The organism is Collinsella sp. SGI.033 (assembly GCF_050315135.1).
In the GTDB taxonomy this organism is placed as follows: Bacteria; Actinomycetota; Coriobacteriia; order Coriobacteriales; family Coriobacteriaceae; genus Collinsella.
This window is the reverse complement of the sequence record NZ_JBNPOK010000003.1, coordinates 26,113-39,208: the sequence shown is the minus strand read 5'-3', so window position 1 is coordinate 39,208 and position 13,096 is coordinate 26,113. Positions and strand designations below refer to the sequence as shown.

Below are 13,096 nucleotides of genomic sequence, written 5' to 3'. Positions count from 1 at the left end.
GTTCTACTCCGCTTCTCCGTCTTGTACTAAATCGTCTAAATCAAACACGCGCTCAACTTCGGCACGCGTGGGAATCGACTGCTGCGCGCCCAGGCGCGACACCGTCACTGCCGAGGCGCGAGCACCCGCGGCCATGCACTCAAAGAGTGGCAGGCCCTCCAGACGAGCCGCAGCAAGCGCACCGATAAATGTATCGCCCGCGGCCGTCGTATCGACCACCGTGCTCGAAAGCGCCGGCATGCGCAGCAGCTCGCCGTCGTCGCCGAGCGTAACCGAGCCGGCGCCGCCCAGCGTGATGACCGCGGCGCCGGCACCCTTGGCGAGCAAGGCATTGAGCGCCGCGACGCAGCTCGCATCGTCTGCAGGCAAGATGCCCGTCAGTACCTGGCACTCAGTCTCGTTGGGACAGACCAGGTCGACTGCAGGCCAGACCTCCGCAGGCACTTCGCAGGCAGGCGCTGGATTAAAGACCGTATAGAACCCCAGCTCGTGAGCGCAAACAAGCGCCTCGACAGTCGCCACAAGGTCACATTCGCCCTGGGCGATAAAGACGCTTCCGGCAGCCGGGGCAATCTCGCTGGCGTTACTATCGAGCTCATCGGCCACCAGACGCCTCAGCGCTCGGGCAACGTCCTCGCCCGCAAGTGCATGGTTGGCGCCCGGCGACAGCACGATGCGGTTATCGCCCTCACAGCGAATGATGGTCGCCGTTCCCGTCTCCACGTCGTCGCGGCGCGCCACAAAGTCACAGTCCACGCCAGCATCTTGGAGCCCCGCCACGAGCGACGAGCCAAACGCGTCGCGGCCGACCGCGCCGATCATGCGCGTGCGCGCACCCATGCGCGCAGCTGCTACGGCCTGGTTGGCGCCTTTGCCGCCGGCGTTGGTGATAAACCCGCTGCCGCCGACGGTCTCGCCCGCACGCGGCATGCGCTCGCACGCCACCGAAAGGTCCATGTTCATGCTGCCAAACACCGCAACGATGCCGCAATCTGCCATGAAAACCTCCCCGTCCGCGGGCTCTGCACCCGCTGTCGGCCGTCAATCGTGCGCTCTCGCACTTCTATAACTTTAGTTCACTTTGATGTGGACGCGCACTTGAGCTTACGCCAGCAGCAAGCATTCACAGGAGTAGGCGGCTACAATGAAAGCGTGCTGATTATTCTCGTCATTGGATGATGTTTTATGGAACAATTCCCGCGATCGAGCTCGCGCAGCTCACGCCATGCGAGCGATCAACAAGCGCCGCACGAACGTTCGCGCACTAACCGCCAAACCACCGAGCCGCGCCGCGCTGCAGGCTCCCATCGCTCGCCCGCCAACAAGGGCGCCCGCACCGACAGCGCCGCAAAAGAACAGGCGCCCACGCGTCCCAAATCTCGCTACATCCCCGCCCTCGACGGCCTTCGCACGCTCGCCGTTGTCGCGGTGGTGCTCTATCACCTCAACCTCACGTGGGCACAGGGCGGCCTGCTCGGCGTCACGATCTTCTTTGTGCTCTCGGGATACTTGATCACGCGCCTGCTCCTCAACGAAATCGCAAAGACCGGTCGTATCGATCTCAAGAGCTTCTGGATCCGCCGCATCCGTCGCCTGTTCCCCGCCGTGGTAACCGTCGTGGTGGTGACCTGCGCACTGTGCACTGTCTTTAACCATGTGATGCTCACCAAGATGCGCCCCGACATCCTGCCGTCGCTGCTGTTCTTTAATAACTGGTGGCAGATCATGCAGGACGTTTCGTACTTTAACGCCTTGGGCGACCCCTCGCCGCTCACGCACTTTTGGTCGCTTGCCATCGAGGAACAGTTCTATCTTATTTGGCCGCCGCTGCTGCTCGCCATGGTGTCGGTGCACATGAGCAAGCCCAACACGCGCCGCGTGGTTCTGGGCCTCGCCGCCGTCTCCGCCGTCGCCATGATGGTGCTCTACAACCCCGCCACCGACCCCAGCCGCGTGTACTACGGCACCGACACCCGCGTGTTCTCGTTGCTGCTGGGCGCCTGGATGGCCTTTATCCCCGACCGCGACCTGGCGCCTGCGCGCCTTGTCCGCCATCTGGGGCTCGACCGACTGGCCGGCGCCGCCAAGCACGGCAAGTCAAAGAGCGACACCGCCGAGGCCGCCACGACAAAGCCAAGTGAGCTCGCACGCTTTTGGTCCTCCCCCGCATCCATCGATTTGATGGGCGTCGTTGGCCTGGTCGGACTCGCCGCCATGGTCGCGCTCACCAACGGCTATACCGCGTTTCAGTATCGCGGAGGCACGCTGCTGTGCTCCATCCTCACACTGATGGTTATCGCGGCATGCGTGCAGCCCCAGGGCATGGTCGCACGGGCCTTGGCCGCCGAGCCGCTCGTATGGATCGGCAAGCGCTCCTACAGCATCTACCTGTGGCATTATCCGCTGCTGCTGCTTATGAACCCGGTCGCCAACATTAACGACACGCCCTGGTGGCACTACATTTTGCAGGTGTTGTTGGTGGTCGCCGTGGCCGAGTGCTCCTATCGCTTTATCGAAACGCCGTTTAGGAAGGGCGCTTTTGGGCGCACTGTTTCCGAGCTCCGCGACGGCACCACCACGCCCGCCGGCTGGGTGCGCGCACATGTCCCCACCTGCGCCGTTTGCGCCGTCGTGCTTGTTGTGGCGCTGGGCGGCCTGGTCTTTGTGCCCGACACATCCGCGCTGAGCGGCGAGGGCGCCGAAATCCTAAACAAGGAGGCCAAAAATGCAAAGCCTCAAGATCAGCAGGCGGCCGACGACTCCGACAAAGACGACGACGGCTTCCCCGACGGAGCCTACGACCTGCTAATGATTGGCGACTCCGTGTCCCTGCGCGCCGTCGATGCCTTTGACGGCGTGTTCCCGCACAGCCACATCGATGCCGAAAAGGGCCGCCAGTTTGACGCAGGCCGCGCGACATTTGAGGGCTATATCCAGCAGAACCTTGCCGGCAAGATCGTGGTCTTTGCCCTGGGCACCAACGGTTTGGTAACGGACGCCCAGGTCGACGCGATTATGGCCGACGCCGGTGATCAGCGTATTGTCGTGTTTGTAAACACGCGTAGCCCGCAGCCGTGGGTCGGGTCCACGAACCAAGCCATTGCCAACGCCGCCAAGCGCTATAAAAACGTGCGTGTTATCGACTGGTACGGATACAGCACAAATCGCAACGACCTGTTCGATGGCGACGGCACGCACCTGTCGACTACCGGCGTGACCGAGTACCTTAAGCTCATCCACGATGCCGTCAAGAAGGACCTACCCGTGCACCCCGAGGACCACGTTAACGATCCGCAGCCGGCGGCTGTCAAATCCGCTGCCGAGGCACTCGTCAACGCCCTCGCCTACAAACCGCACAAGCTAGGCACCGACAAGTAACGCACAGCCAAATCTGCTTACAATCCGGCACTTGGGACCACTTCCGCGACTTACAAAGCCGCCTCTGGGCTGTTAATTCGCCCCAGAGGCGGCTTTATAGCTGCACATCGGTTATAACTAGCGCCCTATAGCAGACAAAAACAGGCCGCAGCCCATGGCGGCGGCCTGTTTAGAGTCCAAGAGAGGTGCTACGCGCTGTAGCCCATCGCTTGCAGAACAAACATGACGACCGTCAGCACCGTAATAACGCCGATAGTCGCCCAAGTGAGCACATTCCACACACGGCCGTTGCGGTTGACGCCCATAATGTGTCGATCGGCGGCAATAACCACCTGGAACACCAGAACCACGGGCAGCAACACGCCGTTGATGACCTGCGAGGTCATCATAATCTGGAACAGGTCGACGCCGGGCATGAGCACCAGCACGGCAGAAATGCCAATGATTGCCGTAATGATGCCGCGATAGACCGGGGCCTCGTCCCAGCTGCGATCGGCACCGCGTTCCCAGCCAAACGCCTCGCAGATAGCGCTGGACGTAACGCCCGGCAGCACACAGGCGGCCAAGAAGCTCGCCGCGACCAGGCCCGAGGCAAACAGCACCGTGGACCACTGGCCCGCAATGGGCTCCAGCGCGCGGGCAGCGTCTGCAGCATCGCTAATCTGAATGCCCGCGGGGAACAATACCGTACCGGTCGTGATGATAATAAAACCGGCAATGACATCGGCGGCAATCGAGCCGCTCACGGTATCGATGCGCTGCAACACGATATCGTCCTCGCCCGCATTCTTATCGACCACGTTGTTCTGTGCCAAGAAAATCATCCAGGGCGCGATGGTGGTACCGATCGTCGCGACCACAAGCGACACGTAGCTGGGGTCATTTTGAATGTTGGGTACAACCAGATCGACCGCCACCTCGCCCCAACTGGGACCAGCCATAATTGCAGCGACAATGTAGGTCACAAACACACAGCTCACCAGTAACAGAATCTTCTCGATGCGCTGGAAGCTACCCGACATGGTAAGCATCCAAACCATCAGCGCCACAAGCGGCACCGAGATGCTCGCCGGCACGCCAAAGAGGGCAAGGCCGCTCGCGATACCCGCAAACTCCGAAATGGTCACGGCTGTGTTGGCAATCAGCAGCGCCGCCATGGCCAGCACGCTCTTGCGCACGCCAAAGCGCTCGCGAATGAGCGAGGCCAGGCCCTTGCCCGTCACGCAGCCGCAACGCGCCGCGGTCTCCTGCGTCACGATGAGCAGCACGGTCATGACGGGAAGCATCCAGAGCATCTTGTAACCATAGCTGGCACCGGCGCTGGAATACGTGGCGATGCCGCCGGCGTCATTGCCCGAAAGCGCCGCCAGAAGGCCAGGACCCATGGCACCAAAGATGGCCGCGATGGTCAGCTTTTGCTTGGTGCCCTGCTTTTGCTTGCTATTTTGCACGCGACCACCTAACCCATGACCGACATGGTGTGCAGCACCGCAGCGGCACAGTACGCCACGCACGAGATCATGACGGCAATGACGTTCATGGCGGTACCCGACGTATTGAGGTCGTGCTCGTCGCGCCAGAACAGCACCATCAGGTAAATCACAGCGCTCATGTTGCCAATCAGGCAGACGATGGCCGCGATGTTAAAGCAGCCGGTAAAGAGCTGCTCCTCAAGCATGGGCGCGTCGGGGAACGCCGTGGTGCGCACCAGCTGAGCGCACAGGTAGGTCACGAGCGACAGGATCAGGCCCATGCCCGTGCTCTGGAAGAAGAATCCCAGATACGGCTTGGGTTCATCGTCATGGCCGTCGTACTCCAGGAAGTAGTTCTTGACGAACGACACCATACGCGAGGCAGCCAGCAGCACGAGCGGCATGGCGCACATGGGGAACACCACCAGATGTGCGGAGCCCAGCGCCGTCCCCAGCACTGCCGCCATGATGCACGAGGCAATGCCCCACACGACAACCCAGTACTGGCGATGCACAAACCAGCTGAGCACATTCGTCGAGTCGTCGGACGCGCTATCGCCCGAGCCGACGCCTGCGATCTGCAGGTCCTCCTGGTACTCCTCGGCGATAACGTCCATGGCGTCGTCGAAGGTCACAATGCCCAAGATGTGGCGGTTCTCATCGCAGACGGGGATGGCGACCAGGTCGTACTTGGTCATCTCGTCCGTTACGTCTTCCTGGTCCTCGTCGGGCGACACATAAACCAGGTCGCGGTAGGCCAGCTGGCCCAGCGTGGCGTCGCGGTCGGCCACGATCAGCGTGCGCAGCGAGAGCACGCCGGTCAGCATACCGCTCGGGTCCTCGGTATAGACGTAGTAGACGCTTTCGAAATCCTCGTCGAGCTTGCGGATCGCCTCGATGGCGTCACCGACCGTCGCCGTGGCAGGCAGGGAGACAAACTCCGAGGTCATAATGCGGCCGGCAGTGTTTTCCTCATAGCCCAGCAGGTTACGAATCGCCTTCTCCTCCTGAACGCCCATCAGGCGCAGGAGCTTCTCGGCCTTCTCGTAATCGAGCTCGTCGATCAGGTCGGCGGCGTCGTCCGGGTCCATCATGGCCAGCATCGACGACGCATCCGTGTCGGACAGGCCCTCGAGCATCTCGGTCATGAGCTCGTCGTCATCGAACTCCGAGATGGCCTCGGCGGCCTGGGCGGTGTCGAGCTGCGCGAACACCTGCGCGCGCAGGCGAGGATCGAGCTGCTCGATAATGTCGGCAATGTCGGCAGGATGCAGCTCGCCGAGCGTCTTATGCGACACCGACAGCTGGATGTTCTTAGTCGAGCGATCGAGCAGGTCCATGTAGGACCAGGCGATGATGTCCTCGCCGAGCGGTTTGCCCAGGTGCTTCATAAAGCCCTCGACGACATGTTCAAGAGCGGGGCTGATTGCGCGCAGCAGACCGCGGGCACCGACTTCGGCACCCAGCAGGCGCAGCTGATTTTCGCCTGACATGGAAAACTTGATGTCGTTTACGCGCACGACCTTCATGCCCTGCGTGTCGACGATTTGTTTGTTGAGCACGTCGCGCGCGAGCAAAAGTTCGGTCGGCTGCAGGTACGAAAAACGGATTTCGGTAGCCGACGTCTTAAGGTATACGCCCGTCTCGTCGATACGGTCGACCCATTTTCGCCAGCTGATCATAAACGGCGTCTTGCCGGGACCGCGGAACGCGAGCGACGTCACGTGCGGAAAAACTTCGCCGGTAGCAATGCCAAAATCGTTCACAACGCCGAGCTTTTCGCCATCGACGTCCAAGACCGGCAGCTTGAGCATCTCACTCAGATAATTCACTGGTGCTCCCCATCATTATTCCCTCGGACCGTGGCCATGCCGGCGCGCCATCCGTGGACTTTTAGATATGTATACGCATGCGCGGGCGGCACACCGCTCGGCGCTCACACCCCGTGCATGCGCAAGAAGCACCTGCAAGGGGTCATCGACTGTATGGTCGAGGTTTGGATTTCACCTGCAACCTTTCTCTTGACCCTTGTTATCCGCAGTAACTATAGCATCAGCATCGCGCCGTGACGCCAAATTTATGCTCCAAACATCGCAGGCATACCAAACGCTGACGCATCCGTGACATAGTCGTTTAAGAACGTCCCCCATGACTAGTCTGTGGTGTCGTTATCTTCGGCGAGCTGGGGAAACACGGCGTTCTTGGGCATAGAAGTCTTCGTTAGCGAGGTGAGTTTTTTGCTCAGCGACGTATCCGTCTTAACCAAATCACTCAGCGTCACGATCTTGTAGCCCTTGGCGACAAGGCCATCGATGATCTGCGGCAGCGCTTCGAGCGTCTGTTCGGAGCACTCGTCGCTATCGGTGAACAAAACAATGTTGCCCGGAGTCACCGATTCGAGCACGGTCGAAACCTGTTCGTCGGCGCCGTTGAGCAGCCAGTCGCCCGAATCGATATTCCACGAGACCACGGCAGACACCAGGTCCATCGCATCGATCCAGTTTTGCTCGTCAAACGCGGCGTAGGGAGCACGCAGCAACATCGTCTCGACGCCGGTCGCCGACTTAATCGCCTCGGTGCCCTTCGTGATCTGCTTGCGCACCGCCTCGCGATCCTCGCCCTTGAGCGAATCATCGCTGTAGCTGTTGGAGCCGATCTCGCATCCGGCATCGACAATCGCTTTGGCAGTAGCGGGCGAGGCTTCCGCAGCATCGCCCGAAAGGAAGAACGTCGCCGTGACGCCCTTTTCCTTGAGCACCTGCAAGACCTGCTTGGTCGCGCCGCTCGGACCCTCGTCAAATGTCAGGGCCACGTACTTTTCGTTGCCCTTGGGCGCTACGCTCGCGCACTCGACTACACAGTCGGTGGCGGGCACGACCTCGCCGCGGTCCTGCGTCTTGCCCGACTGCTCGCCGACCCATACCTCGGAGCGGCCCCGAACGCCCCAGGTTTTAACGTATTCGATAGCGCCCGTGCCCTCGACCTTCAACTTGGGCTCAATGGTCGTGACCTGGACCTCGTGCTTCTCGTACGTGTCGCGGCCGTCTTTGACCGTCACTTTCTCGCCGCCCGTTAGCTCGCGGCTATTCCACTTGCCCTGCTTCACCCGTTTGCCGTCCACCTTCACCGACAGCTTTTCGCCGCCACGGCGGGTAAGCACGCTATCGTCGACAGCCAACAAGTCGCCGGCATCGTAGGTGTCGGTCAGGCCTTGATCATCGATAAGGTTCTGCAACGTGGAGCCCACGCGCACCGAAGCCTGCTCCCCATTGAGCACAATGTCCACGCTGCGATTGACATAGCCCACGACGGCAGCGATAAACAGCACGAGCGCACAGCCGACAGCGATGAGCGCATAGGGCAGGCGGGACGGTCGGCGCGGTGAGCGCCCGTTGCCGATGCGCGCGCTGCGATCGCTAAACCCACGGCTATGGTTGAGGTACATCGCGCCGGGTTTACGGCGACGTCGACGCTGACCGCTGGGCAGCTGCCCCAGGTCGCGTCGCGCCGTCGGACGCGCACCCGAGCGCCCGTTTAAGTTAGATCCGTTTTGGCGCATGTGCCCTCCCCCATAAACACAGCGAGCCGGAGCAACATGTCTCCGGCTCGCCTCCCATCATTTGGTACGTCGCTATTTGCTAGCTTTTGACGAGCCCCCGCTCGCCTTTTGATATTCGTCCTTAAAGGCCTTGAACATACCGCGCGTCTTGCCGAGCTGCTTGCCCAGTGCGCGACTGCCCTTGTCCACGGCGGCCGATCCCTTGTCATCGAGCACCTTGGCGCCCTTCTTGACCTTATCGCCCACCACGACACTGGCCTCGGCAGCCTTGGCGGCCGCGCCGCCCGAATACCCGAGCGACTTGACCTCGTCCGAGACAATCATCGCGCCGTTCTCGTAGCCGCGCAGCATCGTCGGCGGCATCTGTGTGTCGCCCACCAGCACACTCGAGGCAGTGCCGGCGGTCACGTAGAACGTCTGCACGATACCCGAACGCGGCTTGAACTCAACGTCCGAGCAGTAGCCCACGATATCGCCCGATTCCGTGCGCACGTCCATGCCAACCCAGATGATGCAATCGTCCAGGTTGATATCGAGGCGCTTGGCCGCGGCGGCATCGTAGGTGCCCTTGACGTCGTCGACCACGACAGCACCCTCATAGACGCCGATGGCATCGAGTGCCACAAATCGATCGGGGCGCTCGATCATGCCCGCGATATCGGACTGGCGAACCATAAAGCCCACCACGCGCGTACCGCCCGGGGTAAAAACCGGAAAGTGAATCTTGCCGAGCTTTTTGGGGCTGCGCGGCGTGCCGTCCTTTTTGGTGCGCTTGTCTTCGGCAGGCTTACGATAAACCTTGACGCCAACAAAATCCCCTGCGCGCATTATGCCTCGGTCGAGGGCTCCGTGGCCTCGGTGCCGGCCTCAGTGACGTTCTCGACCACGACGTCGGCAGCGGGCGTCACGTTGCCGCCCGAGATGGCGTCGTTGAGCTGCTCGCGAAGCTGGTCCATGCGCTCGCGGGCCAGGTCGACCTTGGCGCGCAGGTCATCGGTCTTGGCGTCGACCATCGGACCAAAGTCGTTGACCGCGGCACGAGCCTCCTCGGCACCGTGCTCGTAGGTGTCGCGCATGTTGTCCCAGGCATCGTTGGCGATATCGGCGGCCATGGCACGGGTCTCGGCACCCGAGCGCGGGGCCAGAGCAACGCCGATGATAGCGCCGGCGGCAGCGCCAAAGAGCGCACCGGAGACAAAGCTGAAAGTCTTTCCCATGATCATTCCTCTCCTGCGGGCACCTCGATGCCCACCGTTTAAATGCTGTCCATTATACCCGCAGCGCAACACTTGCCGTCGCGCACATCTGCGTACGGTAAAAGCGCAGGTACATGATAGTGATAAGCGAGTGAGCCTACTCCTGCGGCATGGCAGGCATGGCCACCGTGGCCGCCGGGTCCTCGCCGGCGCCATCAACGAGCGGAAGCGCACCTTCCTGTGCGGGGCCTGCCGGAACCGTCGCCGCGCCACCGTAGACGGCAGCGGGGGCCTCGTGGCTCTCGGCGGTCGCGCCCTCGGTATCGATTGCCTCCTGCGGCTCATCGTCAAAGCTCGGGACACCCTGGGGCTCCGCGGGCTCGGACTCGACGGCTTCCTCAGCAGCTGCCTCGACGCCGGGTTCGGAATCGGCAGGAGCCTCGCCTTCGGCCCCGTCCTCGGCGTTTGCGGCGGCGATGGCCTCGTGCGGATCCTTGCCCTCGGCCTCGGCGCGCATACCCAGCACCAGGTTGCGCAGGCCCGCGACCGTGCCCTCCACGTCAGGGGCAGGCTGGTCGGCGTGCAGATAGGCCCAGTCCATCATAAAGGTCGCCGAAGACAGCGCGCCGATGGCCAGCGCGTCATCGGGGCATGAAAGCTCAACCTCAAAGACACGCTCATCGTGCTCGCTTACGCGGGTACGGCCGCACGAAATGCTGCCGGCGAGACCGGTCTCGTTCATGAGCTCCACTGTCACGTGCTCCAGCAGATGGCAAAGCTCGGTCTGGCCCATGCAGTCCTGGAATTCACGACCGGAATCGCCTAGGCACAGGTGCTTGGCAATCGCGGGCACCAGGTAATACACGCGCGCCGTGGCCTCGATGTCCTCCGAGGTCATGAGCGGCATGCCGGGGTTCACCAGCACATGCGCGCAAATCTTGTCCTCGCTGACGGTGACCTTAAGGATGTTGAACAGGCCTGCCATAACTCTCCCCTACTCTTCCTTGCCCCACTCGTCGCCGTCGTGCGGGCCCGCAGAGCCCGCGCCCGGCGCCGCCGGCTTATCTGCCGAGGACTCGGAATCCTTCTTATCGGTTTCGTCCGGAGCGATCACGCGAATAAGCGAGATGCGCTGGCCACGCATCGACTGCACCTTGAACTTGTACCCTGCAACCTCAAACACCTCTCCGATGTCGGGCACCGAGTCGCAAAGTTCCAAAATCCAGCCGGCGATGGTCTCATAATCATCGCTTTCCTCGAGCGGCCAACCAAGCTCAATCGCATCATCGCACGAAAAACGCCCATCGACGAGCCACTCACGGCGCGAAAGACGCGTGAGGTACTTGTTGTCGGGGTCGAACTCATCCTCGATCTCGCCCACGATCTCCTCGACGATGTCCTCGATGGTAATGATGCCGGCCGTGCCGCCGTACTCGTCCACGACCACCACGATCTGGTCGTGCGAAGTCTGCATCTCGGACAGCAGCGGCAGGATGTCCTTGGTGTCGGGCACAAAGGTGGCATCGCGCAAATAACCGGCGATGGGCTGGTCGCCCTCGCCGTCGAGCGAGGGCTGAATCAGGTCCTTGATGTGCGCGATGCCCGCCACGTTGTCGGGATCTTCGTGATAGACGGGGATGCGGCTAAAGCCGGTCTGGCGCATAGTGGACAGCACGTCGGCGACCGTCTCGTCGTCCTCGCACATGGTGGTGTCCACGCGCGGCACCATGACCTCGCGGGCAACGGTATCGCCCAGGTCGAAGATCTCGTGGATCATACGCTTTTCCTCGTCGAGCAGGTCGTCCTGCTCCGAGACCATGTACTTAATCTCTTCCTCCGAGACGTTTTGGCGATCGTCGGCGCTCTTGATGCGCAGGATGCGGGCCAGACCATCGGAGCAAGCACCAGTCAGCCACACGAGCGGACGGGCGATCTTTTGGAAAAACGACAGCGGCCCCACGACCTGCTTGGACACGCCTTCGGCATTGGCCAGACCAATGCGCTTGGGCACAAGCTCGCCAATCACGATGGACACGAAGGCGACCGCAACGGTGATGATGACCGGCGCCAGTCCGCGCGCGATGGCAGAGAGCGGCGCGATGCCAAAGCTCATGAGCCACGTGGCGAGCGGGTCGGACAGGCTCGTCGAGGCGACGGCGGACGAGGCAAAGCCCACGAGCGTGATGGCGACCTGGATGGTGGCGAGCAGCTGGTCGGAGTCGGCAGCCAGCTTAACGGCGCGCTCGGCGCGTTTGTCGCCTTCCTCGGCCTCGTGCTCCAGCACGGCGCGCTTTGCCGTGGTGAGCGCCATCTCGGACATAGAGAAGTAGCCGTTGATGAGGGTCAAAACGAGGGTGGTGATAAGGGAGATGGTTATGTCCATCGGGAGTTTCTCGAACCTCCAAGATTCGGGACGTTAGGTAGTAAGCGTAGATAACGGATAGGGCAGTTGCGTCCGGCGGCCGCTTGGATGGGTCCGCAGGCACAGACGTGATCGCTAGATTACGAAGAGGATCACCGCCATGAACTGGAAGATACTGCCGGCGAGCACCCACAAGTGAAACACACTGTGCAGGTAGCGCACGTTTTTAGCGATGTAGAACGGCACGCCCACGGTGTAGCACACGCCGCCGACAGCGAGCAGGGCAAGTGCCACGGGGTTGAGCAGCGACACGAGCTCGGACAGCTTAAAGACGACGAGCCAGCCCATCAGCAGGTAGACCAGGCCGCTTACCCAGTGCGGTTGACGCTCGCGCATAAAGCACTCGAGGGCGATGCCGATAATGGCGATGGCCCATACGGCAAAGAACAGCATAGGGCCGCCGTCGTTTGCGAGCGTGATGAGGCAAAACGGCGTATAGCTGCCGGCTATGAGCAGGTAGATGCAGCTGTGGTCGATGATGCGAAACACGCGCTTGGCGCGTGCGGGCTGAATCGCGTGGTAGAGCGTAGAGGCTAGGTATTCGAGGATAATGCTGACGCCATAGACAATCGCCGCGGCCATGTGAGCCGGGCCTCCGCCGCGAAGAGCGGCAAATACGATCAGGAGCACCAGGCCCGCGATGCCCAGCAGGCAACCGACACCATGGGTGACGGAGTTCATGATCTCCTCACCCACCGTGTAGTGTGGAACGGCCGCGGCCTTGGGTCGCGGCTTAGAACTGTCGCTCGAATCGGACATGCCGGTTACATCCTCCAAGTAAATAGTTCTCAACACTATATCAAAGCGTCTGGGTACGTGCGAAATTTGCACCATACGTGACCCCTTGTTTACCCATTCTTTTCTTGTTGACGCATCAACGGCGAACAATCATGGTTGATTACAGCGCTGGAGGACCGTTTTGGCTCCCGCCTTCGGAAGTATGCGGCAAAATCTGGAACTGCCGACCAGACCGCAGTTTTACCAACAATTTATCAGGGGTTTTGTTGCCAAAAAATGTCGTGTGCTCGGCTGTCTCGAAATTTGCCGCATACTTCCGGAAAGCCGCCCG

At 61.5% G+C, this 13,096-nt stretch carries 10 protein-coding genes; 1 reads left to right on the top strand and 9 read right to left on the bottom strand.

Annotation, left to right across the window (positions count from 1 at the left end):
* Positions 1-3: 3 nt before the first annotated feature.
* On the bottom strand, positions 4-999 hold the full coding sequence (locus ACQRC0_RS01730; RefSeq protein WP_427727264.1) for a ribokinase: 996 nt from the start codon (positions 997-999) through the stop codon (positions 4-6).
* 186 nt (positions 1,000-1,185) lie between these two features.
* Here ACQRC0_RS01730 and ACQRC0_RS01725 point away from each other — a divergent pair, with 186 nt between their 5' ends.
* Complete coding sequence (locus ACQRC0_RS01725) at positions 1,186-3,378, top strand: acyltransferase family protein (protein WP_427727261.1); 2,193 nt, start codon at positions 1,186-1,188, stop codon at positions 3,376-3,378.
* Positions 3,379-3,566: 188 nt separating this feature from the next.
* On the opposite strand, the gene ACQRC0_RS01720 is transcribed toward ACQRC0_RS01725, so the two are convergent.
* The 8 genes from ACQRC0_RS01720 to trhA form a co-directional block, all read right to left on the bottom strand.
* A complete protein-coding gene (locus ACQRC0_RS01720; RefSeq protein ID WP_427727401.1) occupies positions 3,567-4,763 on the bottom strand; it encodes an Nramp family divalent metal transporter in 1,197 nt (398 codons plus the stop codon).
* A gap of 74 nt (positions 4,764-4,837) precedes the next feature.
* Positions 4,838-6,682: a magnesium transporter gene (locus ACQRC0_RS01715; RefSeq protein ID WP_427727258.1), complete on the bottom strand. Its 1,845-nt coding sequence runs from the start codon at positions 6,680-6,682 to the stop codon at positions 4,838-4,840.
* Between the two features lie 320 nt (positions 6,683-7,002).
* Positions 7,003-8,409 (bottom strand): polysaccharide deacetylase family protein, encoded by a 1,407-nt coding sequence (locus ACQRC0_RS01710; RefSeq protein WP_427727255.1) that lies wholly within the window; start codon positions 8,407-8,409, stop codon positions 7,003-7,005.
* Between the two features lie 72 nt (positions 8,410-8,481).
* A complete protein-coding gene (locus tag ACQRC0_RS01705; protein ID WP_427727252.1) occupies positions 8,482-9,237 on the bottom strand; it encodes a PRC-barrel domain containing protein in 756 nt (251 codons plus the stop codon).
* A complete protein-coding gene (locus tag ACQRC0_RS01700) occupies positions 9,237-9,626 on the bottom strand; it encodes a YtxH domain-containing protein (RefSeq protein WP_427727249.1) in 390 nt (129 codons plus the stop codon). The genes ACQRC0_RS01705 and ACQRC0_RS01700 overlap by 1 nt, the downstream gene beginning before the upstream one ends.
* 136 nt (positions 9,627-9,762) lie before the next feature.
* The gene (locus tag ACQRC0_RS01695) at positions 9,763-10,590 is read right to left on the bottom strand and encodes a cyanophycin synthetase family protein (RefSeq protein ID WP_427727246.1); all 828 of its coding nucleotides are present in this window, start codon (positions 10,588-10,590) and stop codon (positions 9,763-9,765) included.
* A gap of 9 nt (positions 10,591-10,599) precedes the next feature.
* Positions 10,600-11,988 carry a hemolysin family protein gene (locus tag ACQRC0_RS01690; protein ID WP_427727243.1) on the bottom strand — a complete coding sequence of 463 codons (1,389 nt, stop codon included), beginning with the start codon at positions 11,986-11,988 and terminating at the stop codon, positions 10,600-10,602.
* Positions 11,989-12,102: 114 nt separating this feature from the next.
* Entirely contained in the window at positions 12,103-12,786 is a 684-nt protein-coding gene (gene trhA, locus ACQRC0_RS01685) for a PAQR family membrane homeostasis protein TrhA (RefSeq protein ID WP_427727240.1), read from the bottom strand.
* Positions 12,787-13,096: the final 310 nt, after the last annotated feature.